This window comes from Pseudomonas sp. SLFW, from assembly GCF_009905615.1.
Lineage (GTDB): Bacteria > Pseudomonadota > Gammaproteobacteria > Pseudomonadales > Pseudomonadaceae > Aquipseudomonas > Aquipseudomonas bambusae.
In genome coordinates this window covers 367,132-392,699 of the sequence record NZ_JAAAKW010000002.1, presented here as the reverse complement: position 1 = coordinate 392,699, position 25,568 = coordinate 367,132, and the positions used below count along the sequence as shown (strand labels likewise).

General features: G+C 59.7%; 26 protein-coding genes, 1 other RNA gene and 1 pseudogene. 8 read left to right on the top strand and 20 right to left on the bottom strand.

The features are described from left to right. Window positions 1–30: 30 nt before the first annotated feature. From gcvT to GVN17_RS05140, 7 genes are all read right to left on the bottom strand, one after another. The gene (gene gcvT / locus GVN17_RS05170) at window positions 31–1,113 is read right to left on the bottom strand and encodes a glycine cleavage system aminomethyltransferase GcvT (protein WP_166594147.1); all 1,083 of its coding nucleotides are present in this window, start codon (window positions 1,111–1,113) and stop codon (window positions 31–33) included. Window positions 1,114–1,268: 155 nt separating this feature from the next. Then, on the bottom strand, window positions 1,269–2,885 hold the full coding sequence (locus GVN17_RS05165) for an iron ABC transporter permease (RefSeq protein WP_166594146.1): 1,617 nt from the start codon (window positions 2,883–2,885) through the stop codon (window positions 1,269–1,271). Window positions 2,886–3,067: 182 nt separating this feature from the next. Beyond that, entirely contained in the window at window positions 3,068–4,069 is a 1,002-nt protein-coding gene (locus GVN17_RS05160) for an extracellular solute-binding protein (RefSeq protein ID WP_166594145.1), read from the bottom strand. 249 nt (window positions 4,070–4,318) lie between these two features. After that, window positions 4,319–5,539, bottom strand: a complete 1,221-nt coding sequence (locus GVN17_RS05155) for a 2-octaprenyl-3-methyl-6-methoxy-1,4-benzoquinol hydroxylase (RefSeq protein WP_166594144.1) — start codon at window positions 5,537–5,539, stop codon at window positions 4,319–4,321. Between the two features lie 71 nt (window positions 5,540–5,610). Beyond that, on the bottom strand, window positions 5,611–6,798 hold the full coding sequence (ubiH, locus tag GVN17_RS05150; protein WP_166594143.1) for a 2-octaprenyl-6-methoxyphenyl hydroxylase: 1,188 nt from the start codon (window positions 6,796–6,798) through the stop codon (window positions 5,611–5,613). Beyond that, a complete protein-coding gene (gene pepP, locus GVN17_RS05145; protein ID WP_166594142.1) occupies window positions 6,795–8,129 on the bottom strand; it encodes a Xaa-Pro aminopeptidase in 1,335 nt (444 codons plus the stop codon). Before pepP ends, ubiH begins: the two co-directional genes overlap by 4 nt. 77 nt (window positions 8,130–8,206) lie before the next feature. After that, window positions 8,207–8,758, bottom strand: a complete 552-nt coding sequence (locus tag GVN17_RS05140; RefSeq protein WP_166594141.1) for a YecA family protein — start codon at window positions 8,756–8,758, stop codon at window positions 8,207–8,209. A 150-nt stretch (window positions 8,759–8,908) separates the two neighbouring features. On the opposite strand from GVN17_RS05140, the gene GVN17_RS05135 reads away from it, so the two are divergent. From GVN17_RS05135 to GVN17_RS05120, 4 genes are all read left to right on the top strand, one after another. Next, window positions 8,909–9,118, top strand: a complete 210-nt coding sequence (locus GVN17_RS05135; RefSeq protein ID WP_062379587.1) for a TIGR02449 family protein — start codon at window positions 8,909–8,911, stop codon at window positions 9,116–9,118. Continuing rightward, window positions 9,115–9,432, top strand: a complete 318-nt coding sequence (locus tag GVN17_RS05130) for a cell division protein ZapA (RefSeq protein ID WP_166594140.1) — start codon at window positions 9,115–9,117, stop codon at window positions 9,430–9,432. Before GVN17_RS05135 ends, GVN17_RS05130 begins: the two co-directional genes overlap by 4 nt. Window positions 9,433–9,463: 31 nt before the next feature. Then, window positions 9,464–9,642: non-coding RNA, 6S RNA (gene ssrS / locus GVN17_RS05125), on the top strand. Between the two features lie 109 nt (window positions 9,643–9,751). Next, entirely contained in the window at window positions 9,752–10,378 is a 627-nt protein-coding gene (locus GVN17_RS05120) for a 5-formyltetrahydrofolate cyclo-ligase (RefSeq protein ID WP_166594139.1), read from the top strand. A 126-nt stretch (window positions 10,379–10,504) separates the two neighbouring features. Here the strand turns inward: GVN17_RS05120 and GVN17_RS05115 are convergent, their stop codons facing one another. Continuing rightward, the gene (locus tag GVN17_RS05115; protein ID WP_166594138.1) at window positions 10,505–10,654 is read right to left on the bottom strand and encodes a hypothetical protein; all 150 of its coding nucleotides are present in this window, start codon (window positions 10,652–10,654) and stop codon (window positions 10,505–10,507) included. A 195-nt stretch (window positions 10,655–10,849) separates the two neighbouring features. On the opposite strand from GVN17_RS05115, the gene GVN17_RS05110 reads away from it, so the two are divergent. Beyond that, window positions 10,850–11,299, top strand: a complete 450-nt coding sequence (locus tag GVN17_RS05110) for an EVE domain-containing protein (RefSeq protein ID WP_166594137.1) — start codon at window positions 10,850–10,852, stop codon at window positions 11,297–11,299. A gap of 126 nt (window positions 11,300–11,425) precedes the next feature. Here the strand turns inward: GVN17_RS05110 and GVN17_RS05105 are convergent, their stop codons facing one another. After that, window positions 11,426–11,833, bottom strand: coding sequence for a flagellar basal body-associated protein FliL (locus GVN17_RS05105; protein ID WP_166594136.1), 408 nt, complete (start codon window positions 11,831–11,833; stop codon window positions 11,426–11,428). Between the two features lie 135 nt (window positions 11,834–11,968). Here GVN17_RS05105 and GVN17_RS05100 point away from each other — a divergent pair, with 135 nt between their 5' ends. Next, window positions 11,969–12,946 (top strand): NADPH:quinone oxidoreductase family protein, encoded by a 978-nt coding sequence (locus GVN17_RS05100; protein ID WP_166594135.1) that lies wholly within the window; start codon window positions 11,969–11,971, stop codon window positions 12,944–12,946. 45 nt (window positions 12,947–12,991) lie between these two features. Here GVN17_RS05100 and GVN17_RS05095 read toward each other — a convergent pair whose 3' ends face one another. Together GVN17_RS05095 and GVN17_RS05090 are read right to left on the bottom strand one after the other, a co-directional pair. Further along, on the bottom strand, window positions 12,992–13,579 hold the full coding sequence (locus GVN17_RS05095; RefSeq protein WP_166594134.1) for an energy transducer TonB: 588 nt from the start codon (window positions 13,577–13,579) through the stop codon (window positions 12,992–12,994). A 59-nt stretch (window positions 13,580–13,638) separates the two neighbouring features. Then, on the bottom strand, window positions 13,639–14,037 hold the full coding sequence (locus tag GVN17_RS05090; RefSeq protein WP_166594133.1) for a TonB family protein: 399 nt from the start codon (window positions 14,035–14,037) through the stop codon (window positions 13,639–13,641). A 265-nt stretch (window positions 14,038–14,302) separates the two neighbouring features. Here GVN17_RS05090 and glpT point away from each other — a divergent pair, with 265 nt between their 5' ends. Next, complete coding sequence (gene glpT, locus GVN17_RS05085) at window positions 14,303–15,652, top strand: glycerol-3-phosphate transporter (protein WP_166594132.1); 1,350 nt, start codon at window positions 14,303–14,305, stop codon at window positions 15,650–15,652. A gap of 53 nt (window positions 15,653–15,705) precedes the next feature. Here glpT and GVN17_RS05080 read toward each other — a convergent pair. The 9 genes and pseudogenes from GVN17_RS05080 to GVN17_RS05040 form a co-directional block, all read right to left on the bottom strand. Continuing rightward, window positions 15,706–15,974 (bottom strand): annotated as a pseudogene (locus tag GVN17_RS05080) (type II toxin-antitoxin system RelE/ParE family toxin). After that, complete coding sequence (locus GVN17_RS05075; RefSeq protein ID WP_166594131.1) at window positions 15,964–16,158, bottom strand: antitoxin; 195 nt, start codon at window positions 16,156–16,158, stop codon at window positions 15,964–15,966. The pseudogene GVN17_RS05080 and the gene GVN17_RS05075 overlap by 11 nt, the downstream one beginning before the upstream one ends. 75 nt (window positions 16,159–16,233) lie before the next feature. Continuing rightward, complete coding sequence (locus tag GVN17_RS05070; RefSeq protein WP_166594130.1) at window positions 16,234–16,908, bottom strand: gamma-glutamylcyclotransferase; 675 nt, start codon at window positions 16,906–16,908, stop codon at window positions 16,234–16,236. 187 nt (window positions 16,909–17,095) lie between these two features. After that, a complete protein-coding gene (locus GVN17_RS05065) occupies window positions 17,096–18,064 on the bottom strand; it encodes a CDP-6-deoxy-delta-3,4-glucoseen reductase (RefSeq protein ID WP_166594129.1) in 969 nt (322 codons plus the stop codon). After that, window positions 18,064–19,530 carry a 4-hydroxy-3-polyprenylbenzoate decarboxylase gene (ubiD, locus tag GVN17_RS05060; protein WP_166594128.1) on the bottom strand — a complete coding sequence of 489 codons (1,467 nt, stop codon included), beginning with the start codon at window positions 19,528–19,530 and terminating at the stop codon, window positions 18,064–18,066. Before ubiD ends, GVN17_RS05065 begins: the two co-directional genes overlap by 1 nt. A gap of 73 nt (window positions 19,531–19,603) precedes the next feature. Further along, on the bottom strand, window positions 19,604–21,568 hold the full coding sequence (locus GVN17_RS05055; RefSeq protein ID WP_166594127.1) for an acyltransferase family protein: 1,965 nt from the start codon (window positions 21,566–21,568) through the stop codon (window positions 19,604–19,606). 101 nt (window positions 21,569–21,669) lie between these two features. Next, window positions 21,670–22,929 (bottom strand): transcription termination factor Rho, encoded by a 1,260-nt coding sequence (gene rho, locus GVN17_RS05050; RefSeq protein WP_110948772.1) that lies wholly within the window; start codon window positions 22,927–22,929, stop codon window positions 21,670–21,672. Window positions 22,930–23,156: 227 nt separating this feature from the next. Continuing rightward, a complete protein-coding gene (trxA, locus tag GVN17_RS05045) occupies window positions 23,157–23,486 on the bottom strand; it encodes a thioredoxin TrxA (RefSeq protein WP_166594126.1) in 330 nt (109 codons plus the stop codon). A 306-nt stretch (window positions 23,487–23,792) separates the two neighbouring features. After that, a complete protein-coding gene (locus tag GVN17_RS05040; protein ID WP_166594125.1) occupies window positions 23,793–24,497 on the bottom strand; it encodes a FadR/GntR family transcriptional regulator in 705 nt (234 codons plus the stop codon). A gap of 266 nt (window positions 24,498–24,763) precedes the next feature. On the opposite strand from GVN17_RS05040, the gene GVN17_RS05035 reads away from it, so the two are divergent. Beyond that, on the top strand, window positions 24,764–25,549 hold the full coding sequence (locus tag GVN17_RS05035) for a transporter substrate-binding domain-containing protein (protein WP_166594124.1): 786 nt from the start codon (window positions 24,764–24,766) through the stop codon (window positions 25,547–25,549). The last annotated feature ends 19 nt before the right edge of the window (window positions 25,550–25,568 follow it).

The window sequence follows — 25,568 nt, the reverse complement described above, 5'->3', positions numbered from 1 at the left end:
CGCCAAAGGGAATTGTTCTTGAAAACCGGGTTAAACCAGGGTCTTGCCGTGTCGTACAAAGGTCGGCTGAACCACGCGAACCGGGTACCACTTGCCGCGAATTTCCACCTCGGCGCGGTCACCGGTCGCAACCGGCACACGTGCCAAGGCAATCGACTTGCTTAGCGTAGGAGAGAAACTACCACTGGTGATCTCTCCTTCGCCAACTTCCGCTATTCGGACGACCTGATGTGCGCGCAAAACACCACGCTCCTCCAGGACAAGCCCTACAAGCTTTGAGGCAGCCCCTTTCGCTCGTTCAGCCGCCAACGCGCCGCGTCCGATAAAATCGCGATCCTCTGGGGTCCATGCGACTGTCCAGGCCATATTGGAGATTAACGGTGAAACCTGTTCGTCGATTTCCTGACCGTAGAGATTCATCCCCGCTTCGAGACGCAGCGTGTCACGAGCGCCCAGACCAATTGGCGGAATGCCCGCGCCCACCATGTCATTGAAAAAGCTGCAGGCCTGATCGCTTGGCAGGATGATTTCCAGCCCATCTTCACCGGTGTATCCGGTGCGCGCGATAAACCAGTCACCTTCCTGCTGACCTTCGAACGGTCGCAAGGTGTGGATCAGCTCAGTCCGGGCTTGTGTGACGAGTTCGGCGATTTTCTGTCGGGCGTGCGGCCCCTGAATGGCCAGCATGGCCAACTCGGAACGGTGCGTCAGGTGCACGTCGAAACCGGAAAGGTGGGCGTTCATCCAGGCCAGGTCCTTGGCGCCGGTGGCTGCGTTGACCACCAATCGATAACCCGAGTCGGTGAGGTAGACGATCATGTCGTCAACGATCCCACCTTGGGTGTCGAGCATCGCGCTGTAGAGCGCGCGCCCGGTGTGCTGCAACCTGCCGACGTCATTGGCCAGCAGGTGTTGCAGCCAGGCCTTGGCCTGGCTGCCGGTGATGTCGATGACGTGCATATGCGACACGTCGAAAATCCCACAGTCGCGGCGCACCTGATGGTGTTCTTCGACCTGTGATCCGTAGTGCAACGGCATATCCCAACCACCAAAATCGACCAGCTTCGCGCCGAGGGCGAGGTGCAGGTCAAACAGGGGCGTACGCTGTCCCATGGGTGTCTCCTTCCGGGCTTGGCGAAGACGCGGCGTCTCACAATTACCGCAAATCCCCCGTAATTTGGGGTCTGAAGCCTTTGCGAATGTGCGGAATTGTCTGACAGACCGCGTCGATTGCGGCGCATTGTAGCCGCAAGGTCGTGCCCCCGCACCTAGCCGATGGGTCTGGCAGAACGTCTGATCAGGCCAATCACTGGGAGTAAACCGACAAGGACCAATGTCAGCGCCGGTAAAGCCGCTCGCGCCCACTCGCCTTCGCTGGTCATTTCAAAGATGCGCACCGCCAGCGTGTCCCAGCCAAACGGGCGCATCAGCAACGTGGCGGGCATTTCCTTAAGGACGTCGACGAACACCAGCAATGCAGCGCTCAAGGTGCCGGGAATCAACAACGGCAGATAAATCTTGAAAAACAAACGTGGTCCACTGACACCCAAGCTGCGGGCCGCCTCGGGGAGCGATGGGCGAATTCGCGACAGGCTGTTTTCCAGCGGACCGTACGCCACGGCAATGAAGCGCACCAGGTATGCCAGCACCAACGCTGCCAGGCTGCCGAGCAACAGTGGCTTGCCCGCGCCCCCCAGCCAGCTGGACAGCGGCACCACCAGCTCACGGTCCAGATAACTGAATGCCAGCATGATCGACACCGCCAGCACGGAACCCGGCAGCGCATAGCCGATGTTGGCCAGGCTGACACCCGAACGAATCGCACGGGTCGGCGCCAGTCGGCGAGCAAATACCAGCACCATCGCCACGCTGACCGTCACCAGCGCCGCGATGCCACCGAGATACAGCGTGTGCAGGATCAGCCCGGTGTAACGGTCGTCCAGATCAAAACGCCCGCGCTGCCAGACCCACACCGTCAGTTGCAACAGCGGCACCACAAACGCGCAGGCAAAGACCAGCCCACACCAGGTGGACGCCGCAACCGCCTTGAGGCCACGCAAGTGATAGAGGGCTTGGACGCGGGGCCGCTCGTTGCTGGTGCGACTGGCGCCCCGCGCACGATGCTCGCCGTACAACAGCAGCATCACCGCCAGCAGCAGAAGGCTCGCGAGCTGCGCCGCACTCGACAGGCTGAAGAATCCATACCAGGTCTTGTAAATGGCGGTGGTGAAGGTGTCGAAATTGAAAACGGAAACCGCACCGAAATCTGCGAGGGTTTCCATCAGGGCCAACGCGACGCCCGCGCCGATTGCCGGTCGTGCCATCGGTAGCGCCACGCGCCAGAACGCCTGCCAAGGTGACTGTCCGAGAATCCGCGCCGCCTCCATCAAGCCCTTCCCTTGAGCGAGGAACGCCGTGCGCGCCAGCAGGTAAACGTAGGGATAGAAGACCAGCACCAGCACGACGATCACCCCGCCGGTGGAGCGTACGCGAGGAAAGCGGATGCCGGTGCCAAACCATTCACGCATCAGCGTTTGCACCGGTCCCGCGAAATCGAGCAGGCCGACGAATACGAAGGCCAATACATAAGCAGGGATGGCAAACGGCAGCATCAAGGCCCAATCGAGCCAGCGACGGCCGGGGAATTCACACAGCGCCGTAAGCCACGCGAGGCTCACGCCCAAAATCGTCACGCCCACGCCCACACCGATCACCAGCGTGAGGGTGTTGCCAAGCAGGCGCGGCATCTGGGTTTCCCACAGGTGCGACCAGATTTCGTAGTCGATGGTCTGCCAGGAGAACAGCAAAACGCTCAGTGGCAGGAGGACCAACGCAGCGATGGTAAAAACGAGGGGGTACCAGCGGCGCTGGGCGGGATGGGCCAAAGGGGGTCTCAGAAAGTCTGGGGGTCGTAGAGAATCACTGTGGGAGCGAATTCATTCGCGATGCGGCGCCAAGGCGCATACACCTCCATCGCCTGACGCATTTTTCGCGAATGAATTCGCTCCCACAGAAACGTGTGTACCTGCAGTGTCGATGATCGATCAGATGTCGATGCGGCGCAGAATCAATTCCAACCCGCACGATCCATCATGCGAATCGCCTCGGCCTGGCGGCGTCCGGCAATTTCCACAGGAATGGTGTCGGCCTTGAACTCGCCCCAGCTCGCCACTTCTTCCGACGGTGCCACTTTCGGGTTTGCAGGGAATTCCTGGTTGATGCCCGAGAAAATCTTTTGCGCGTCAGGCCCGGTCATCCACTCCACCAACGCTTTCGCAGCCTCGGGGTGTGGCGCGTGTTTAGTCAGGCCGATGCCCGACAGGTTGACGTGAACGCCACGGTCCGTCTGGTTGGGCCAGAACAGGCGCACGGCCAGATCCGGGTTTTGCTTGTGCAGGCGGCCGTAGTAGTAGGTGTTGACGATCCCCACATCGCATTGCCCAGCGTTGATCGCTTCCAATACGGCGATGTCATCCGAAAACACGTCGGTGGAAAGGTTGTTGACCCAGCCCTTGAGCACTTTTTCTGAAGCCTCGGCGCCATGGGTTTCGATCAGCGTGGCGGTCAGCGACTGGTTGTAAACCTTCTTCGCGGTCCGCAGGCACAGGCGGCCTTCCCACTGTTTGTCAGCCAACGCCTCGTAGGTGGTCAGCTCCGCTGGCTTAACCCGGTCGGTCGAATACGCGATGGTGCGCGCGCGCAGGCTCAAGCCGGTCCAGGCGTGACTGGCAGCGCGGTATTGCGGGGGAATGTTTTCGTCGATCACCGGCGAGGTGAAGGGCTGGAGAATGCCCATCTGCTCAGCCTGCCAGAGGTTGCCGGCATCGACCGTGAGCAGCAGGTCCGCCGTCGCGTTCTGCCCCTCGGCCTTGATGCGCTGCATCAGCGGCGCTTCCTTGTCGGTGATGAACTTGACCTTCACACCGGTTTTGGCGGTGTAGGCATCGAAGACCGGTTTGATCAGCTCGTCGATTCGGGAGGAATACACCACCACTTCATCAGCGGCCTGGGCGGTGCTGCCGAGCACGGACAATGCCAGGGCAGCCAGAAGACGCTTGCTCGCCTGCATGCTGAAATCTCACGTTTTCAAAATGAGGCGAAATGGTAGTGAATCGCATCCCCGAAGTCCGGATCGAGCAGTTACCAGATGTTGCAGCGCTAAATGACAACCGATCCGTCTGAAAAAACGCTGTCACCTGTGGGAGCGAAGTTATTCGCGAGAGGGCATGAGAACCGACACACCTCTGGCGCCTGACGCATCTTCGCGATTGAATTCGCTCCTACAGAGAGTCCCGTTCCCAACGCGAAACAGGCTGGATCAGATCTTCGCCAGCTCCGGCAAATCCCCCGTCAACCCCAACGCCTGGCGAACGAACATCGCCTTGGCTTCAGATGACTGATCGACCATCTTCAAACCGGTATTGCGCAACCAACGCACCGGCAACGGATCGGCCTGGAACAAACGCTCAAAGCCCTCCATCGCGGCCATCAGCGCCAAGTTATGAGGCATGCGACGGCGCTCAAAGCGACTCAACACCTTTTGGTCCGCCAGACGCTCGCCGCGCTCTACGGCGTTGTGAAGCACTTCGGCCAGCACGGCCGCATCGAGGAACCCCAGGTTTACGCCCTGGCCTGCCAATGGGTGAATGGTGTGCGCCGCATCGCCGATCAACGCCAGCCCGTCCGCCACGTACCGCTTGGCATGACGCTGACGCAGCGGGACACACAAACGCGGATCGGCTGAAATAACTTGACCCAAACAGCCTTCGAACGCCTTCTCAAGCTCGCGACAGAACGCGTCATCTTCCAGCCTCATCAAGCGCTCGGACTCTTCGGGCGTGACCGACCAGACGATGGAGCACCAATGCTCGCCTTCACGCTCAAGCGGCAAGAACGCGAGAGGGCCTTCGTCGGTGAAACGCTGCCACGCTGTCCTCTGGTGGGATTGTGCCGTGCGCACGCTGGTGACAATAGCGTGATGCATGTAGTCCCATTCGCGGGTGGCCATGCCGGTCATGCGTCGAACCGTGGAGTTGGCGCCGTCGGCAGCGACCACCAGTGGTGCACGCAGGGTGCGACCATCGGACAGGGTCAGCAGCCAGTCATCCCCGGAATGCCGGATCTGTTCCAGGCGCGCATTCGCCAACAGGCCGATATCGGAATCGTGCAAACGCTCGACCAACGCATCCTGAACCACACGGTTTTCGACGATATGACCCAGCACCTGCGCGTGCACGCTCGATGCAGAGAAATGCACCTTGCCCGTGCCACTGCCGTCCCACACGTGCATGTCGCTGTAAGGGCTGACGCGCCGTGAGACCATGCCTTCCCAGACGTTCAGACGTTCGAGAATCCGCTGACTCGCCGCCGACAACGCGCTGACACGCGGTTCGAAGGGCGTGCTCGCGTCGAACGGTTTGACACTCAACGGGCTGCCGTCGACCACCAGAATGTTCAACCCGCTGTTTTGCAGCGCCAGCGCGAGTGCGCTACCGACCATTCCGGCCCCGACAATCAGCAGATCTGCGCGCGTTTCCATGCTTTGAATCGTCTCGTTGGTGGCTGGCGCCACGGAATGAAGTGCGGCATTAGCCACGAATGAAAGAAGGGTCAAACATCGGCCCGCGTTCCCAGGCCCATGGCCTGACGAGCAAACCAGCTTTTGGCCGACGGCAGCAGGTCGAGACCGAGCAGGCCAATATTGCGCCCTGCCGTGATCGCAGCCTGCTGGCTGCCGAACAGGCGCGTGACCTGATCGGAAAAGCCCACGGTCAGTTTCTGGTCCATAAACTGGCGGTCGCGGTAGGCCTGCAAAGTCGCCAGCTCTCCCGGTGCGGCATCGCTGGCCAGCAGCGCTTCGGCCAACGACGCGGCATCGCGCAGGGACAGGTTGAAGCCCTGCCCGGCAATCGGGTGCAGGCTGTGCGCGGCGTTGCCCAACACCACCAGATGCGAGCGCACTTGCTCTTCCGCTTCGATCAACGACAGCGGGTAAGTGTGGCGTACGCCGACCTGCTTCAGCGCGCCGAGTCGGTAACCGAACACGCTCTGTAATTCGCTGAGGAAACTGCGGTCGTCCAATGCCATCAGCCGTATGATTTCGTCCGGTTTGCGGGTCCAGACCAACGCACAGCGATTCTCCGGCAACGGAAGCAGCGCCATTGGGCCTTCTTCGGTGAAGCGCTCGAACGCCTGACCGCAATGGGCCTCGCCGGGGGTGATGTTGGCGATCAACGCGCTCTGATCGTATGGCGTGGCGCGCACGCCGATGCCGAGCTGTTCGCGCAAGTTGGACCGGCCACCGTCGGCGAGAATCGCCAAATCGCAGTCCAATTGAGTGTCGTCGCTCAGGGTCAGGCGATAGCCTTCGGGCTGCGCCTGCATCTGTTTGACTTCAGCGGGCACGCGCCAGGTGATCACGTCTTTATCAAGACCCTGCCAGAGGCATTGCCCGAGCCAGGCGTTTTCCACCACATAGCCCAGCGCGGGTACGCCTTCCTGCATCGAAGACAGACGCGCTGCGCCAAAACGGCCTTTGTCGGACACCTGAATTTGCAGGATCGGCTCGGCGCGGCGGCTGATCTGCTGCCACAGGCCCAGGCGTTCATAAATTTGCCGAGCGCCGAAGGACAGCGCCGATGAACGCGCGTCGTAACTCGGTTGATAGGTATCGCCCGGTGCGAAGGGTTCGATCATGACGATCTTCCAGCCCCGCGCCTTGGCACCCGCCTGCAACGCCAGCGCCAGACTCGCACCGACCAGCCCGCCACCCACAATCGCCAGATTGAAACGGCTCATGCAGCTTCGGTTCGCGCAGCGGCCATCAGGGCCTCGATGTCAGCCACCGTCTTGGGCACGCCACCGGTGAGGATTTCACAGCCTTTTTTGGTCACCACGACATCGTCCTCGATTCGTACACCAATCCCGCGCCATTTCTTCGCGACGTTCTGATTGTCCGGCGATACGTAAATACCCGGCTCAACGGTCAGCGCCATACCGACTTCCAGCACACGCCATTCGCCGCCGACCTTGTATTCGCCGACGTCATGCACGTCCATGCCCAGCCAGTGCCCGGCGCGGTGCATATAAAAAGCTTTGTACGCCTCGCTGGCGATCAGTTCACTGACCTCGCCTTGCAACAGGCCCAGTTCCACCAGCCCGGCCGTGATCACGTGCACCGTGGCCTCATGGGCCTGGTTCCAATGATTGCCCGGCTTGATCGCTGCGAACGCCGCTTCCTGGGATTTGAGCACCAGTTCGTAAATCGCTTTCTGTTCAGGCGAGAATTTTCCACTGACAGGGAACGTCCGCGTGATGTCGCTGGCGTAACAGTCGATCTCGCAGCCCGCGTCGATCAACACCAGATCGCCGTCCTTCAACGGCGCGTCGTTTTCCTGGTAGTGAAGAATGCAGCCGTTGCGGCCCGACGCGACGATGGAGCCGTACGCCGGCATCTTCGCCCCGCCCTTGCGAAATTCGTAATCCAGCTCGGCTTCGAGGCTGAACTCGTACAGACCGGCACGACTGGCCTGCATCGCCCGTACATGAGCGCGAGCAGAAATTTGCGCCGCTTCGCGCATCACCTTCACTTCCGCCGCAGACTTATACAGGCGCATGTCGTGAAGCAGGTGATCCAGCGCAACGAACTCTTTCGGCGGCTGCGCGCCCAAGTGCGCCTTCGAGCGAATCACGTTGATCCACTCCATGACATGGCGATCGAACTCGGGGTTGCTGCCCATCGAGGAATACACTCGGTCGCGCCCTTCAATCAGGCCCGGCAGGATGTCGTCGATGTCCGTGATGGGGAATGCGTCGTCGGCGCCGTACTCGCTGATCGCGCCGTCCTGTCCGGCACGCAAGCCGTCCCACAGCTCTCGCTCGGCATTGCGCTCGCGGCAGAACAGCACGTACTCGCCATATTCGCGACCGGGGATGAGCACGATCACCGCTTCCGGCTCGGGGAAGCCGCTCAGGTATTGGAAGTCGCTGTCCTGGCGGTACACATGTTCGACATCACGATTTCGAATGGCCACAGCGGCTGCCGGGAGGATGGCGATGCTGTTGGGTTCCATCTGCGCCATCAAGGCTTTGCGGCGACGGGCGTATTCGGCTTTCGGGATATGGATCATGGGCAAGTGCGGTCCTCCGGGTGGGCGCTCCGGTCATCAGCGCACGCAGGCCAATGACCGAACGACAACGATGGCAATCAGTGCAGGGAAGGCTTCGCTTCAGGCTCCGCTTTCTTGTTGAACTCGGTGAACAGGAGCAGCGGGGCGACGCGCAGGTATTCCATGACTTCCATGTAGTCGCTTTCACCGTCTTCGGACTCGTCCAGCGAGTCCTGAATCTGGGCGATGGCGGCCAGGTCCTGCAAGACGTCCTTGGCATCGTCGCTCATCGGCTGTCCACCGACGCGCGCGAAGCCGTGGAGGAAGCCTTGGCACCATTGGCCAATCGCCGTGGTGCGGGCGGTCAGCGATTCATCGTCGCCAGGCAACAGCAGCACGACAGCCATGTCGTCGCCGGTCAGCTCGTTCTTGACCATCTCCTGCAAGCCGATCAAAGCCTGACGGACATTGGCCTCAGGCTCGGTCTGCAGCAATTCGTGCGCGTCGTCGAACCAGCCCTCGGCGTCGAAGCCGGCGCCCGCGCAACTGCGGCCCAGCAACAGGCCATGCAACTCGGCAGGAGAGACAGGATGACCACCGCTGGTGAGCAGGGTGGCGAATGCGTTGTACGGGGAATTCTGATTAGGCATGGGCAACTAGGCGCCAAGCGGCGCAATGTCTAGAATGGAGGCCTTGTATCGTAGCACCGGCAGACGCGCCCAAGCTATCCAGGCGACATTCAAGGCAGTTCCTGAGGCCAGCTCCTGCACCACTCATCAGAAAATAATCAGTGGAAAACGATGGAAGACAACGACCTGCAAGCGTTGATGGCCCGACTGGAATTATTGATCAATCGGGTCGAGCAACTAAAAAGTCAAAACGGACTCCTATTAGCTCAGGAAAAAACCTGGCGCGAGGAACGCGCTCACCTCATTGAAAAGAACGAAATCGCCCGGCAAAAGGTCGAGTCCATGATTTCGCGCCTCAAGGCCCTGGAGCAAGACTCATGAGTAATGGCAACAGCATCACCGTGCAAATCCTCGACAAAGAATATTCGATCATCTGTCCTCAAGAGGAGCGCACCAATCTGGTTAGCGCCGCGCGTTATCTGGACGGCAAGATGCGTGAGATCCGCAGCAGCGGCAAAGTCATCGGTGCCGACCGCATTGCCGTGATGGCCGCGCTGAACATTACTCATGACCTGCTGCACAAACAGGAACTGCCCGAGACTCAAACCAGCGGCTCGACTCGTGAGCAAGTGCGTGACCTGCTGGACCGCGTGGACCTGGTCCTTGCCACGGATGAGCCAAAAGCACAAGGCTGATTGTTCGAGCATCATTCGTTATACTGGCGACCGCTCCCTGGAGTGCTTGCCAGTCGGTCATGTCCCTGAGCCGATACGCACAACCACGGGGGTTGCACGTTGGGGTTGGTGTGCATGTCCGCTCGACGGAAAGCCTTAAAGCCTCCTGCAATCTCCACCTTGAACTTTCGGGTTCAAGGGCTACACCGACAGCGGTTCGTCGGGGAGTCTCAAATTCTCAAGCCATTGCCAGACGTCCTGTCTGGCGGTGGAACCGGGGACCATCGTGAATCGCCCTGACTCCAGACAGTCCCTCTCCTACTCTCTCGGACCCGCCTGCATGACTTCCTCTGGCGCCCCTTCCCTGAACGATCCCTCGACCCTTTCCCGTCCTCAATTGCGTCGTTTGTTGCGCAAGGCGCGTCGCTCGCTCAACCGAGCAGAACAGCGACAGGCGGCACGCGGTTTGTACAACCAATTGGCGCAGAACCCGCTTTTTCGTCGCGCACGGCATGTTTCGCTGTACCTTCCGATGGACGGTGAAATCGACCCACGCCTGCTGCTGCGCGAAGCACAACGCCGGGGCAAGGCGACCTATCTGCCGGTGCTCAGTGCATGGCCTCGGACCAAGATGGTGTTTCAGCGGGTTCGACCGGGAGATAAATTCAGGCCCAACCGGTTTCGCATCCCCGAGCCGCACATCAACCCCCGCCAGCAGCGCAAAATCTGGGCGCTGGACCTGATCCTGATGCCGCTGGTGGGGTTCGACGATCAGGGTGGTCGGCTGGGCATGGGAGGGGGATTCTACGACCGCAGCCTGGCGTATCAGGCACGTCGGAAAGACTGGCAGAAACCGGTGTTGCTGGGTTTAGCGCATGAGTGTCAGAAGGTTGGAAAACTGGCGGTGGCCAGTTGGGATGTGCCGCTGCAGGGAACGGTGTCCGACAAGCGTTGGTATATGGCGTGATGGCTGAGGCGCGGAACGCTCTGTAGGAGCGAATTCATTCGCGATAGACCGGTATATCCGACACATCGTCATGGCCGTACCGAATGAATTCAGCCCCACAGTCATTAAAGCGAAGGCGTCAGGCGATTAACGACGCGTCTGTTGAGGCTGTTGCTGCGTGACTTCAACCGGTGCATCCGGCTTCGCGGACCACAAACTTTGTGCATAACCCGTGGTGACAATGCCCAAGCCGAACAAAATGACCAAAATCCATAGTAAATCCGGCTTGCGTTGCATTGATTGCCCCCCTTTGGCAAATCAAAAGCTGTCGTTCACGACATGTTTCTATAGGCCGCGAAACGGTGTAGCGCTGAAAATGGCGGCATTCTGCGTTAACGTGATGCAACACGCAAATGCTGGCGTCAACCGACCGTCGGTTTGTCATAAAAGCGTCGGACAACCTGTCCATTACGTCTTCAGGAGCCCCAATCCATGGCCTATTGGCTGATGAAATCCGAGCCCGACGAGCTGTCGATCACTGGCCTGCAAACTCTCGGCCAAGCCCGCTGGGATGGCGTTCGAAATTACCAGGCGCGCAACTTTCTTCGGGCCATGGCTGAAGGCGATGAGTTTTTCTTTTACCACTCCAGCTGCCCTGAACCGGGGATCGCGGGCATCGGGAAAATCACCAGGACGGCGTATCCCGATCCCACCGCGCTAGACAAAGACAGCCACTACTTCGACGCCAAAGCCAATGACGAGAAAAATCCATGGAGCGCCATTGATGTGGCGTTCGTAGAGACGTTTCCGAAAGTGTTGGGCCTAGGGTATTTGAAACAGCAGACCGCGCTGGAACAACTGCCGCTGGTTCAAAAGGGCAGTCGGCTTTCCGTCATGTCCGTCACGCCCGAACAGTGGGCAGCGGTGTTGGCGTTGCGTTGAATTCACGACCGCCGACTGCTCCTGTAGGAGTGAGCTTGCTCGCGATTGCACTGTGTCAGCGATAGATTTGCTAACTGACTCGCCGCCATCGCGAGCAAGCTCACGCCTACAGATTCAGGCCAATATTTACTGGGCGATGAAGTTGTTGAACAGCAGGTCATCCACCACAGGCTTGCCGGTTTCCTGGCTCAATACCTGCTGGGTCTGCTTCAATGCTTCCTGACGCAGTTTTTCTTTAGCGTCGACGTTGCTCATGCTTTCGAGGGTTTGCTGAGTGAACAGCGCCACCAACTGATTGCGGATCAACGGCTCGTTCGCCTTGACCAGCTTCTGCGCTTCGGCACCGGTCACACGCAACGCCACGTCAGCCTTGTACACGTGAAGTTTTGGGCTGCCATCCAGCGCGTAGTTGCCCACGAACGGCGGCGTTAACGCCACATATGAGACCTTGTTCGGGTCATCTTTCTCGCCGCCTTCTTCATTGGCCAGCACAGGCGCCGACAGCGCCAACAACATCAGAATCCACGCTTTCACAGTCCCACTCCTCGTCCGGTTCGCGCCATAGCTTACTCCAGCTTATGCACGCCTATCAGGCCGGGGCATGCTCATTGACCCCACACCCCCTCTACCTACACTTATCGGCCATCACTGGAAAAGGAATAGTCCCCGATGAAAGCCGTGCTCTGTAAAGCCTTCGGCCCTGCCGAAAACCTTGTGCTGGAAGACGTTCCGACGCCAGAACCCAAGAAAAACGAGATTCTGTTGGACGTGCACGCCGCCGGGGTCAACTTCCCCGACACGCTGATCATCGAGGGCAAATACCAGTTCAAACCGCCCTTCCCCTTTTCGCCGGGGGGCGAAGCGTCGGGTGTCGTCGCAGCCGTCGGTGAAAAAGTCAGTCACCTGAAAGTCGGCGACCGGGTCATGGCCCTCACCGGTTGGGGCAGCTTCGCCGAGCAAATCGCCGTCGCCGGATACAACGTCCTGCCAATTCCCGAGGCCATGGATTTCACCACCGCTGCGGCGTTCAGCATGACCTACGGCACCTCCATGCATGCGCTCAAACAGCGCGCCAACCTGCAACCCGGCGAAACCCTGCTCGTCCTCGGGGCGTCCGGTGGCGTCGGCCTGGCTGCGGTTGAAATCGGCAAAGCCCTGGGCGCCCGCGTCATCGCCGCCGCCAGCAGCGCCGACAAACTCGAAGTCGCCAAAAACGCCGGTGCCGACGAGCTCATCAACTACAGCGAAACCAACCTCAAGGACGAACTTAAACGCCTCACCAACGGCAACGGCGTCGACGTCATCTACGACCCCGTCGGCGGCGACCTCTTCGACCAGGCCGTCCGCTCCATCGCCTGGAACGGCCGCCTCCTCGTCGTCGGCTTCGCCAGCGGCCGCATCCCCGAACTGCCCGTCAACCTCGCCCTGCTAAAAGGCGCCTCGGTCGTTGGCGTGTTCTGGGGCTCGTTTGCACAGCGCCAGCCGCAAGACAATGCGGCGAACTTCCAGCAGCTGTTCACGTGGTTCGCTGAGGGGAAGTTGAAGCCGCTGGTGTCGAAGGTTTATCCGCTGGAACAGGCAGGTGAAGCGATTGATTCGTTGGGGCAGAGAAACGCGGTTGGGAAGGTGGTGGTTGGGGTCAGATGATTGCTCCCAAGCCCCGGCTCAGTTCGGGGCTTGATAAAGGCTGACTCAGAGCAATGCACGGACACTCTCCGGCAACACTTGCTTATAGCGAAGACCGGGCTGCGCTGCGCATTGCTCGACCACCCCGGGTATAGACCGATCAAACTCATCCCCTAATTCCGCTCGCTGATTGTCTGTCATCTTGTGCCGCGTGGCGGCCTTTCCCAACACCCTGAAGGTGTAGGTGATGTAGTGCAGGTCGTGCAGGTTCTGGCTGGGAGACTCGACCTTGAACGTCGTCAGCGCTTTGTTGAAGGCGTTGCACGAGAGCGTTCGCAGGTATCGACGCATCCAGCCGTGCGGGTCGTTCCGCTCGCGGGTGTGGGTGAAATAGAATTCTTGCCGAAAGCTCATCGTTTCAGGCGCCTGCGCACTGACCTGCCAGGGTTTGAGCCGCCATTTGGGGACGGTACGTTCAACGGATTTGGCGAAATGGCGATGGGAGCTGTCGATGATTTTCACATCCGTGACCGAGCCGTCGTTGTGCCCGAGAAATTCGAAGATAACCAACCCCGACAGACCTTCTTCGTACAAGGATCGGGGATAGGGGGGTGGGATCTGGCGTTCGTATTCCGGCCTTTGGCTGGCGTGCAAGGAGGCAGATATTAGCACTGACCACCACAGCAGCCATCGCGCGAACCGTTTCCGGCCGCTCATGAGACATCCCTCCGTGCCCACGAGATCACTATCCGCAATCGCTTCTCCAGCCGCTCCTGATCGAAAACGAAATGCACGGATTCACCGATCCGGGCGGGCCTTTCTTCGGTCACGTCCCACGGTTTGAATTGCCAACGTTTGACGGCTGACAGCGCAGAGTTCGCGGCTTTCTGATCGGTTTGCTCCACGACCCTGACGTCAGTGACAGTGCCGTCATGGTGGATGTCGTAGTGGACCCGCACGCTTGAAAACAGCTTCCCGCCGCGCAACGCAGAGGGATAGTCTGGCGAGACATAGCGCTCGAAGAGGGGGTGCATCTCGCGCGCACCGACGGACATGCTCAGCATCAGCGCACAGCCACTCAAAATGGCTGACACCTTCCATTGTGATTTCACCCTTTACCTCGTCCCCAACGCCCTGTGGCAGATGGCGGCGATGGTAGGGGTCTGCGTGCTCGTTAGTAAGGTGATCGATTCTGGTTCTCAAGTAGGACGAATCCGAAAGCCTCTGTTCCCGATTACACACCTGTACCATGTTCATATTCCAACACGTCAAACAGCCAAATTTCGGCGGTGCATCAGACGAGAAGCCTTCCTATTTTCTGTAATGAAAATGTAATATTCGAATTCGCATACCAAAATAAGAACTCGGAGTGTCTCGATGTTTGCCTTTTTCAAACCTGCCGCGCATCAGGCCCCGTTGCCTGCCGAGCGTGTCGACAGCACCTATCGTCGCCTGCGCTGGCAGATTTTCGCCGGTATTTTCTTCGGCTATGCGGGGTACTACTTGCTGCGCAAGAACTTCTCGCTGGCCATGCCGTACCTGATCGATCAGGGCTACACACGAGGTGAGTTGGGGCTAGCGATTTCGGCGATTGCCATCGCCTACGGCCTGTCGAAGTTTCTAATGGGGCTGGTGTCGGACCGCTCCAATCCTCGTTATTTCCTGCCGTTCGGATTACTGGTGTCTGCCGCGACGATGTTCGTGTTCGGATTCGCGCCTTGGGCGACGTCGAGCGTGGCGATCATGTTTATCCTGCTGTTTATCAATGGCTGGGCGCAGGGCATGGGTTGGCCGCCGAGCGGGCGGACGATGGTGCACTGGTGGTCGCAGAAAGAACGCGGCGGTGTGGTGTCGGTGTGGAACGTGGCGCACAACGTGGGCGGCGGCCTGATCGGCCCGCTGTTCTTGCTCGGCCTGGGCTGGACCAACGATTGGCACGCGGCGTTCTACGTGCCAGCGGCGGTCGCGCTGTTCGTCGCACTGTTCGCATTCATCACCATGCGCGACACGCCCCAATCCGTGGGGTTGCCGCCAGTGGAGGAGTACAAGAACGACTACCCGGAAGGCTACGACGCAAGCCACGAAGAGGAATTCAGCGCCAAGGAAATCTTCGTCAAATACGTCCTGCGCAACAAAATGCTCTGGTACATCGCGCTGGCGAACGTATTCGTGTATCTGCTGCGCTACGGCGTACTCGACTGGGCGCCGACTTATCTGAAAGAAGCCAAGCATTTCGATGTGGACAAGACGTCCTGGGCCTACTTTTTCTATGAGTGGGCGGGCATTCCGGGGACGCTGCTGTGCGGCTGGATGTCGGACAAGATTTTCCGTGGCAACCGCGGCCTGACCGGCATCGTGTTCATGCTGCTGGTGACCGTGGCCACGCTGGTGTACTGGCTCAATCCACCGGGCAACCCGACCATCGACATGGTCGCGCTGATCTCCATCGGCTTTCTGATTTACGGGCCGGTGATGCTGGTCGGCCTGCAAGCGCTGGAACTTGCGCCTAAAAAGGCAGCGGGCACGGCGGCAGGCTTCACAGGGCTGTTCGGGTATTTGGGTGGGTCGGTCGCGGCCAGTGCGCTGATGGGCTACACCGTGGACCATTTCGGCTGGGATGGCGGTTTCGTGATCCTGGTGTCGTCGTGCGTGCTGGCGATGGTGTTTCTGGCACCGACGTTACGGCATACGCGCGTGGCCAGTCAGTCGCGTGACACTGCGGCTTAGTGGTCTAAAACTACGGCGCGGTTGGTCCTGGGGCCTATCGCGCCGAACTCCGCTCAGGGATATTCCTGACGAGCATGGAGGATACTCACGATTTCAATCCGATCAGTGATTTGATAAACGACCAGATAATTCGGATGAGCAATTATCTCCCGGGTCATTGGCGCTCGGCGTATTCGGTAAAGATAAGGATGTTCAGGAAGGGCGGAAGTCGCTCTTTCTATTTCCGCCTGTAGCGCGTCAGCTGCTTTCGGGTTTCGCTCATCAATGTATTCGAGGATCTCCAGAGGTCCTCGCGTGCTTTCGGTCGCCAATCAACGATCATTGCGACGCTTTTCGCGCTTGGCGGCCAACCTCATCTTCATCTCGGCCATCACTTCGTCATGAGAGATGCTAGGTCGCTCATCGTCCAGAGACGCCTGTACCTTCGCGCGGAACCAAGCATCGTAACTCGCGGCCTGTTCTTCTGATTCAAACTCGGAAACGATCGGAGAAAGTTGAGCGCTCACGGGATACCTCCTGTGTAAGTCAGCGAAGTCTGACGCTTCGCGGGCAGCAGACGACAGCGACGTGGCAACCGGATGTTAAACCGCCAACAAAATCGGCTTACACCGCTTGAACCGCTCTTCCAGACTCACATCCGGCATCGCATGATTTCGCAGCGCGTGAATCGTCTGCTCGACGTATTCCCACGTCGTGCCATACCGACCGCTGGCGCTGGCCAAGACCTGGGTCAGGACGCTGTCGGGCAGGTTCCCCGCATAGCTGGGCAAATGCCGTTCAAGCACGAAACCCAGGGCCTGAACCTTGTTGCCGTCTTCGAGGCGGCAGCTGAGCCAGTGGGGGCGGTAGGAAGGGAATGGCATTTCCCGCTCCCACAACGCCAGCAATGAGGCTTCGATATTTTCCTCGGGGAGTCGATAGGCGAAGCCACTGCATGAGCCGCCGCGATCAAGGCCGAACACCAGCCCAGGTTGTTCGGGCGTGCCGCGATGTTCGTGGGACCACAGGTACAAACCGCGATGGTAGCCGTGCACTCGGCCGCGCACGCGCTCCACGGCGGAGCATTCGGGGCGCCAGATCAGTGAGCCGTACGCGAACAGCCAGACAGGGCCGCCAGTGTGTCGGCTCATCGTGGCGTGCATGGAAGCAAGGAGTTGTTCGCGGGTCAGTTTTGGCCCGAGGTCGATAACAGGTGGGTAAGACAGCCCAAGACCGTCATGTACGGCCTCCACCAAGCTATTGATTTGGTTCTCCATCTGGCTCCCTCACTGGCCGGTGATAACGCCAGTGCAGTGCTGAACAACGGTCGAAGCGGCTCAGGCAACAGTGAATCAACACCTTTTCACGGTTCTGAGCAATGTGCAGGTCGTGACGCCTTAAAACCGACCCTGCACATATTCTGATGCAATTAGCTCTCCACGGCAGCTGCCATCGGGCGGACGGTCACGCACGCGGCGCGTAGGCGAAGACGTCCGCGCGCATTTGATGGGCGTCCATACCCGCGACGACCAGCGCGTCCAGCGTGGAGTACACCATGTTGGGCGATCCGCTGGCGTAAACCTGAATCGATTTCAGGTCTGCGAAGTCTTCGCACACGGCTTCGTGCAACATCCCGCAGCGCCCTTCCCAACCGCACAAGTCGCTGACGACTTTGTGCAAATGCAGGTTTGGCAGGCTTTTCCACTCGTCCCAGTGCTTCAGTTCGTAGAAGTCCTCCGGACGTCGCACGCCCCAATAAACGTGCACGGGATACGGAAAACCTTTGGAACGGCAATGTTCGATGAGGCTGTGCATCTGACCCATGCCCGTGCCAGCGGCGATCAGCACCAGCGGGCCATCGGGCAACTCGCCCAAATGAGTGTCGCCAAAGGGCAGCTCGACGCGGGCCATGCCGTCGCGCTGGAGCTGCTCGATCAGATTTTGTGCACTGGCTTCGCGGGCCAGGACGTGGAATTCCAGGTCACGGCCACTTTCCGGCGCCGACGCCATAGAGAATGCGGACTTTTCGCCGTCGTCGCGGGCGATCATGAGGTACTGACCGGCGTGGTAACGCGGCGGCTTGCCTGCAGGGGCGCGGAGCATCACGCGCCAGACATCACCGCCGACCTCGACGCATTCAGTGACCTGACACGCGAACGTTCGCACGGGCAATTCTCCCAAAGGCAACACGCTGTCCCACAGCACCACGCAGTCTTCTTGCGGCACGGCCAGGCAGGTGTAGATTTCGCCATGCCCGCGCACTTCACCACCCTGCTCGACGCTGCCTTCGACCAACAGCGCGGAGCAGATATGGCAATTGCCGTTGCGACAGCTTTGCGGGCATTCGTACCCCAGTCGCTGGGCGGCGTCGAGAATCCGCTCGCCGGGCAAGGTTTCAAGCACTGCGCCCGACGGCTGCAAGGTTACGCGCATCAATCTATTCCCAGCTGATTCCAGATATCGTCGATCCGGCGGGTGACGGCTTCGTCCTTGACGATGGCGCGACCCCACTCACGGGTGGTCTCGCCCGGCCATTTATGCGTGGCATCGAGCCCCATTTTCGACCCCAACCCGGAGACCGGCGAGGCGAAATCGAGGTAATCGATCGGCGTGTTGTCGATCATCACGGTGTCGCGCTTGGGGTCCATGCGCGTGGTGATCGCCCAGATGACGTCGTTCCAGTCACGGGCGTTGATGTCGTCGTCGGTGACGATAACGAACTTGGTGTACATGAACTGTCGCAAAAACGACCACACACCCAACATCACGCGCTTGGCGTGGCCGGGGTACTGCTTTTTCATGGTCACGACCGCCATGCGGTACGAACACCCTTCGGGGGGCAGGTAGAAGTCGGTGATCTCCGGGAACTGCTTTTGCAGGATCGGCACGAACACTTCGTTCAACGCCACGCCCAGAATCGCGGGCTCATCCGGCGGACGCCCGGTGTAGGTGCTGTGGTAGATCGGCTTGATGCGGTGAGTGATGCGCTCGACGGTGAAGACCGGGAAGCGGTCGACTTCGTTGTAATAGCCGGTATGGTCGCCGTAAGGGCCTTCATCGGCCATTTCGCCCGGATGAATCACGCCTTCCAGGACGATTTCCGCGCTCGACGGCACTTGCAGGTCGTTGCCACGGCATTTGATCAGTTCGGTGCGGTTGCCACGCAAAAGACCTGCGAAAGCGTACTCGGACAGGCTGTCCGGCACCGGCGTGACCGCACCGAGAATCGTCGCGGGGTCAGCACCCAGTGCGACGGAAACCGGGAAAGGCTGGCCGGGATGCTTATCGCACCACTCCTTGAAGTCCAGCGCGCCGCCGCGATGGCTGAGCCAGCGCATGATGACTTTGTTGCGGCCAATGACCTGCTGGCGATAAATGCCCAGGTTCTGGCGCTCTTTATTAGGGCCTCTGGTGACGGTCAGGCCCCACGTGATCAGCGGGCCGACGTCGCCAGGCCAGCACGTCTGCACCGGCAGCATGCCAAGATCGACGTCATCGCCTTCGACGACCACTTCCTGGCACGGGGCGTCCTTGACAACTTTCGGCGCCATGGAGATGACTTTCTTGAAGATCGGTAGCTTCGACCAGGCGTCTTTCAGGCCTTTCGGCGGCTCGGGTTCCTTGAGGAACGCCAGCAGTTTACCAATCTCCCGCAGCTCTTCGGTGGACTCGGCGCCCATGCCCATGGCCACGCGCTCTGGCGTGCCGAACAGGTTGCCAAGCACAGGAATGTCAAAACCCGTCGGGTTTTCGAACAGCAAGGCCGGCCCCTTGTTGCGCAGGGTCCGGTCGCAGACTTCGGTCATCTCCAGCACAGGAGAAATAGGCACTTGAATGCGTTTCAACTCTCCGCGCTGCTCAAGCTGCTGCACGAAATCCCGTAGATCCTTGAATTTCATTAACCCGGCCACTTAACAAATAGATGCACATCCTACCTGCTCTGGCGGGCAACGGCAGCAGCCGAACGCGGATTCATCTGCCCTGAGCGGCGTTTTCGCTGAGATAAATCGGCGCCAGCAAAGGCTTCATGCGCTCGCCGCCTTTATCCGACAGGTGATTTTCATCCATGTATTGCGAATAACCGTCGAATTCGGCGCGACAAATCCCGCCGGGACACATCAAGGGCGCAGGGTCGAGGACGCGCACGTTCGGGTCCTGCTGGCTGAGCTCTGTAAACAGCGTGTTCAGAAACTGCTGGCGCGCCAGGTGCTCGGCGATGGGTCGTCCCAATCGTTCGGCAGAACGCCCGACCATCGCCAGGCTCGCCAACCGCGCCACCGTGCCCTGCCGTTGCAGCGGGACTTCCTTGAAAATCCATACCCGCGCACCCGCGTCCCGCAGGCTGTGGACCATCGCAGTCAGGTCTTTGGCCACTTCCTGCTCGGCGACCGGGCGGCTGTCGTCCGGATACAGAACGTGCTGCATGTCGCCGTCCTCTTCGCCGTACAGATACAGGCTCCAACGTGCCGCCAGCACGACGTCGCGAATCTTGTGCTCGCGAATGGATTGCAGCGTAGCCTGATTGAAATCCTGACATTGCTGGCGGGTTTCATGCCCGAGGATCGGCAGGCAACCCGAAAGACTGGCGAGCCAGACCGGGATGCCGTAGCGATTGGCGTCAGCCTCAATGGCTGGCAGCAAAGCCGCCGCATGGCTGTCTCCCCACACGAGCTGCACTGGCGCGGTTTGCTCATTGCCTCCAAAGCGGCAGATTTTGCTCATGTCCGGGCTGTCGCGTTGCAACAGGCAGTCCATCTGCCCGCGCTGCCAGTCGCGGGCTTCGGCGTATTGCAGCGCTTGCCCTGAGACCCGTTTCGGCACCCCGTCGGTGGTGCGTATCAACTGGCCGGCCAAACCGATAATCAACAGCGTCGCCAAACCCGCAAACAAAACGGGCTTGCGCCCAGCCAACACCCGTTTTTCGCGAAACGGCAGCTCGACCAGACGCCAGCTCAGCCACGCCAGCACGAGCGTGAGCACGACCCACCCTGCGGCCTCAAGCGCCTGCATGCCGTCAATGGACACCGCATTCGCGTAGACAAATACCGGCCAGTGCCAGAGATACCAGGAATAGGAAATCAGCCCCACCCCAACCATCCCTTTCACGCTCAGCAACCGGCCGACGACGGTGGAGGCCTGTCCATTTGCCCAGATCATCGCCGTCGCACCAAGGACCGGAAACAGCGCCGCCCACCCGGGAAACAGCGTGTATTTGTCGAAACCGAAAATCGCGTACAGCACCGCCAGCAGCCCCGCCAGGCTCACCGCCTCATACATCCAATGCGGCATCTTGCGATCCGAGACCGGAAGCACCGCCAGCATCGCGCCGCACAACAACTCCCACGCCCGCATCGGCAGCAGGAAAAACGCCTCATCAGGGTTGCGCTTGATCACCCAGACGTTAAGCGCGAACGACACCACCAACAGCCCGAACAGCATCCAGCGCCACTGCCGCAGGTAACGGGTCAACAACACCATCAGCAGGGGAAACAGAATGTAGTACTGCTCCTCCACCGACAGGGACCAGGTGTGCAGCAGCGGTTTGAAATCGGAGGCGGGGTTGAAATACCCGTCCTGACGCATGAACAGGATGTTGGACGCGAACATCGCCTGATACCGGACGGCCCGGCCCAGTTGTGAATAGTCGTTGGCGGGCATCAGCACCCAGCCGACCAGCAAGGCGGCGAGCATCATGACGCTCAGGGCGGGAATGATGCGTCGGGCGCGGCGGGCCCAGAAATCCACAAAGCTGAAGCGCCCGGCGCTGATTTCCCGAAAGATGATCGAGGTGATCAGGAAGCCGGAGATCACGAAGAACACATCGACGCCCACGAACCCGCCGCTGAACAGGCCAAACCCGAAGTGGTAAAGCACCACGGGAATGACGGCCAACGCGCGCAGTCCGTCGATGTCCCGACGATTGCCAAAGGTGTGCATGACGCTCCTTGTCCGCTTTCTTGTTAAAAAAAGTCAAAAAAAATGGTGCCCCAAAAGGACACCATTTTTCTACAGCCGTTCAGCGCGTGCCGTTGAGCGTGTTATTTACGCTTCATCGACAGGAAGAACTCATCGTTGGTCTTGGTCTGTTTCAGCTTGTCGACCAGGAACTCGATGGCAGCGACTTCGTCCATCGGGTGCAGCAGCTTGCGCAGAATCCACATGCGTTGCAGCTCGTCGTCAGCCGTCAGCAACTCTTCGCGGCGTGTGCCGGAACGGTTGATGTTGATGGCCGGGAAGACGCGCTTCTCGGCGATCTTACGATCCAGAGGCAGCTCCATGTTGCCGGTGCCTTTGAATTCTTCGTAGATCACTTCGTCCATTTTCGAACCGGTTTCAACCAGCGCGGTGGCGATGATGGTCAGCGAGCCGCCTTCCTCGATGTTACGAGCCGCACCGAAGAAGCGCTTTGGTTTTTCCAGCGCGTGGGCGTCAACACCACCGGTCAGTACCTTGCCGGAGCTCGGAATCACAGTGTTGTAGGCGCGAGCCAGACGGGTGATGGAGTCGAGCAGGATGACCACGTCTTTCTTGTGCTCGACCAGGCGCTTGGCCTTCTCGATCACCATTTCGGCGACTTGCACGTGACGGGTTGGCGGTTCGTCGAACGTCGAGGCAACCACTTCGCCGCGCACGGTGCGCTGCATTTCGGTCACTTCTTCCGGACGCTCATCGATCAGCAGAACGATGAGGTGAACTTCAGGGTTGTTACGGGTGATGTTCGACGCGATGTTCTGCAGCATGATGGTCTTGCCCGCTTTCGGCGGGGCAACGATCAGACCGCGTTGACCTTTGCCGATAGGGGCGCACAGGTCGATGACACGACCGGTGAGGTCTTCGGTGGAGCCGTTCCCGGCTTCCATCTTCATGCGAATCGTCGGGAACAACGGCGTCAGGTTTTCGAACAGAATCTTGTTCTTCGCGTTTTCTGGACGGTCGAAGTTGATGGTGTCGACCTTGAGCAGTGCGAAGTAACGCTCGCCTTCCTTCGGCGGGCGGATCTTGCCAACGATGGTATCGCCCGTGCGAAGGTTGAAGCGGCGGATCTGGCTAGGCGAGACGTAGATGTCGTCTGGGCCCGCGAGGTAGGAAGCGTCTGCAGAGCGGAGGAAGCCGAAGCCGTCCTGGAGGATCTCCAGCACGCCATCACCCGAGATTTCCTCGCCGCTTTTAGCGTGCTTTTTCAGCAGGGAGAAGATCACATCCTGCTTGCGCGAACGGGCCATATTTTCTATGCCCATCTGTTCGGCCATTTCGAGCAGATCGGTAATAGGCTTTTGCTTGAGTTCAGTCAGGTTCATATAGGAATGACGTAATCGTGTATGAGGGGGAAATTAAGCTTTTGGCTTAATGAGGCCGCGCCGCAGAGAAGGCGACAGGATCGCGTACAAATCGAAAGGAGAGCGTCGGCGACGGCTAGCAGGGGGCAACGGAGAAGCCGTTGCGGGGCCGAATGTACCACTTGATTTTCGAAGCGTCTAGTACAACGCCAGAAAAAAGCCCCGCAATTTGCGGGGCCTTTGCGCCATCAGATGTTGGCGTCGAGGAACGCTTGCAACTGGGACTTGGACAGAGCGCCAACCTTGGTGGCAGCGACTTCGCCGTCCTTGAACAGCATCAGGGTCGGAATACCACGAACGCCGTGCTTGGCCGGGGTTTCCTGGTTTTCGTCGATGTTCAGCTTGGCAATGGTCAGTTTGCCTTCGTAGGTGCCAGCGATATCGTCCAGAACCGGGGCGATCATTTTGCAAGGGCCGCACCACTCAGCCCAGTAATCTACCAGCACAGGGCCTTGTGCCTTCAGGACATCGGCTTCGAAGCTCGCGTCGCTGACGTGTTTGATAAGGTCGCTACTCATGAGATTTCTCCGAGGTCATAGGCAAAAAAACGTGGACCATCATAACTGTGTCGGGTCGTGACAGGAAGGTAGAGGCGATTGTCTCTTGCTATGGGTTTGGATGACTAGCTTTATTGAAGTGACCCCCATCAGGTAGGAGCCGGCCCCGTTGGCGCGTGGAGCACGATCCCTGTGGGAGCGAATTCATTCGCGATTGGCCAGCGCATCCGACGGATCTCCATCGGTTGTGCCACCGCATCGCGAATGAATTCGCTCCCACAGGTCATGCGTTCGAATTCAAGACAAGCGCCCCGTTTGGGACCGAAATCAGGCCGAAGGCGCCACGAACACAATCCCCGTACGCAACGCAGCGCCTCTTATATGTTCCTGCATGGCCTTCTGCGCCGGGCCTGAAGCATTGCGAGCGAGGGCGCGGAGAATCTTGCGGTGTTCCTGCCAGGTTTCCATCGCCCTGCCCGCGCGAATGAATGGCAGCTTCTGGCTCTCCAGAAAAATGTCGGCGCTGGCCGTAATGATCCCAAGAATCGCCTGATTGCCGCTCGCCACAAGAATCCGTCGGTGGAAATCGAAGTCCAGTTTGGCGGCGCCGTCGAAATCACCGGCCTTGAGTTCGAGGCGCATGGCTTCAACGTTGTCCTCCAGGACATCGCGCTCATCTGCCGTCAGGGTCACAGCCGCCAGCCCTGCCGCAAAACCTTCGAGCGCGTAACGCAGCTGAAACGTCTCCGACGGCGAAGCGTGGGCCGCAAAAGGCCAGGAAAAACCACTGGTGCGCTGTTGTGGTTCAGAAATCGCCTGAACGAAAACCCCCTTGCCGGGCTGCACGCTGACCACACCTAACGCGCTCAACGACGACAGCGCCTCGCGCAACGAAGCGCGACTGACCCCCAGACGAACCGCGAGATCCCGCTGCGAGGGCAGGCTGTCGCCAGGGCCATAGCCTTGCTCGGCGATCAATTTGCGGATCGCCTGGAAGGCGGCTTCGGGTACTGCAATCGGGCTCGTGTGCATGGGTTTTCAGGCGCAATGACCGTGGAAAACCTTCTTTTATAGTCATCCCGCTGATTCGGCAAGTGACGCCCAAGTGAAGGGCGGCGAGGCTTTCAGGCGCGCCAAAGCGGGGCGACCCGGCGCCCAACTGTTCAGACCAGTTAGACCGGATCAGGGCGCCAGCCCTCATTCCACGGTCGCAAACGCAGCGATGGCATGGGCTGTGCACTGGCCCTTGAACATCACCCATGCATTGCCTTCACCCTTGTTCGATTCGGAGACGTCCCATGACCCAGCGTTACAGCGCTCTGCTTGCCGCCCTGTTTGCCAGCTTCCTGCTCGGCCAGGCCCCTGCCCACGCCAACGGGCTGGATGATGTGACCGCGCGCGGCACGCTGAAAGTCGCCGTACCGCAAGACTTCCCGCCCTTCGGTTCGGTAGGCCCGGACCTGAAACCACGCGGCCTGGACATCGACACCGCGCAATTGATCGCCGACCGGCTCAAGGTGAAGCTGGAACTCACCCCGGTGAACAGCACCAACCGCATCCCGTTCCTCACCACCGGCAAGGTCGATCTGGTGATCTCCAGCCTGGGCAAAAACCCGGATCGCGAGAAAGTCATCGACTTCTCCCGTGCCTATGCGCCGTTTTACCTCGCCGTGTTCGGTCCACCTGACGCTGCCATCAGCGGCGTGGACGACCTCAAAGGCAAAACCATCAGCGTGACCCGTGGCGCCATCGAAGACATCGAGCTGACTGCCGTGGCACCGAAAGAAGCCACCATCAAGCGTTTCGAAGACAACAACTCGACCATCGCCGCTTACCTCGCCAACCAGACCGACCTGATTGCCAGCGGCAACGTGGTGATGGTCGCGATCAGCGAAAAGAACCCGAAACGCATCCCGTCGCTGAAAGTGAAGCTCAAGGATTCGCCGGTCTACGTCGGCGTGAACAAGGGCCAGCCGGAGCTGTTGGCCAAGGTCAACGAGATTCTGGAAGCGGCGAAGCAAGATGGCGCGCTGGAGAAGAACTCGCAGACCTGGCTGAAACAGCCGTTGCCTGCCGATCTCTGATCGCCTCGCTTTAGTCACT

Coding starts and splice junctions, on each gene's coding strand:
- gcvT (WP_166594147.1), bottom strand. CDS start 1,113: ATGGGACAGCGTACGCCCCTGTTTGACCTGCACCTCGCCCTCGGCGCG.
- GVN17_RS05160 (WP_166594145.1), bottom strand. CDS start 4,069: ATGCAGGCGAGCAAGCGTCTTCTGGCTGCCCTGGCATTGTCCGTGCTC.
- GVN17_RS05155 (WP_166594144.1), bottom strand. CDS start 5,539: ATGGAAACGCGCGCAGATCTGCTGATTGTCGGGGCCGGAATGGTCGGT.
- ubiH (WP_166594143.1), bottom strand. CDS start 6,798: ATGAGCCGTTTCAATCTGGCGATTGTGGGTGGCGGGCTGGTCGGTGCG.
- pepP (WP_166594142.1), bottom strand. CDS start 8,129: ATGATCCATATCCCGAAAGCCGAATACGCCCGTCGCCGCAAAGCCTTG.
- GVN17_RS05140 (WP_166594141.1), bottom strand. CDS start 8,758: ATGCCTAATCAGAATTCCCCGTACAACGCATTCGCCACCCTGCTCACC.
- GVN17_RS05135 (WP_062379587.1), top strand. CDS start 8,909: ATGGAAGACAACGACCTGCAAGCGTTGATGGCCCGACTGGAATTATTG.
- GVN17_RS05130 (WP_166594140.1), top strand. CDS start 9,115: ATGAGTAATGGCAACAGCATCACCGTGCAAATCCTCGACAAAGAATAT.
- GVN17_RS05120 (WP_166594139.1), top strand. CDS start 9,752: ATGACTTCCTCTGGCGCCCCTTCCCTGAACGATCCCTCGACCCTTTCC.
- GVN17_RS05115 (WP_166594138.1), bottom strand. CDS start 10,654: ATGCAACGCAAGCCGGATTTACTATGGATTTTGGTCATTTTGTTCGGC.
- GVN17_RS05110 (WP_166594137.1), top strand. CDS start 10,850: ATGGCCTATTGGCTGATGAAATCCGAGCCCGACGAGCTGTCGATCACT.
- GVN17_RS05100 (WP_166594135.1), top strand. CDS start 11,969: ATGAAAGCCGTGCTCTGTAAAGCCTTCGGCCCTGCCGAAAACCTTGTG.
- glpT (WP_166594132.1), top strand. CDS start 14,303: ATGTTTGCCTTTTTCAAACCTGCCGCGCATCAGGCCCCGTTGCCTGCC.
- GVN17_RS05070 (WP_166594130.1), bottom strand. CDS start 16,908: ATGGAGAACCAAATCAATAGCTTGGTGGAGGCCGTACATGACGGTCTT.
- GVN17_RS05065 (WP_166594129.1), bottom strand. CDS start 18,064: ATGCGCGTAACCTTGCAGCCGTCGGGCGCAGTGCTTGAAACCTTGCCC.
- ubiD (WP_166594128.1), bottom strand. CDS start 19,530: ATGAAATTCAAGGATCTACGGGATTTCGTGCAGCAGCTTGAGCAGCGC.
- GVN17_RS05055 (WP_166594127.1), bottom strand. CDS start 21,568: ATGCACACCTTTGGCAATCGTCGGGACATCGACGGACTGCGCGCGTTG.
- rho (WP_110948772.1), bottom strand. CDS start 22,929: ATGAACCTGACTGAACTCAAGCAAAAGCCTATTACCGATCTGCTCGAA.
- trxA (WP_166594126.1), bottom strand. CDS start 23,486: ATGAGTAGCGACCTTATCAAACACGTCAGCGACGCGAGCTTCGAAGCC.
- GVN17_RS05040 (WP_166594125.1), bottom strand. CDS start 24,497: ATGCACACGAGCCCGATTGCAGTACCCGAAGCCGCCTTCCAGGCGATC.
- GVN17_RS05035 (WP_166594124.1), top strand. CDS start 24,764: ATGACCCAGCGTTACAGCGCTCTGCTTGCCGCCCTGTTTGCCAGCTTC.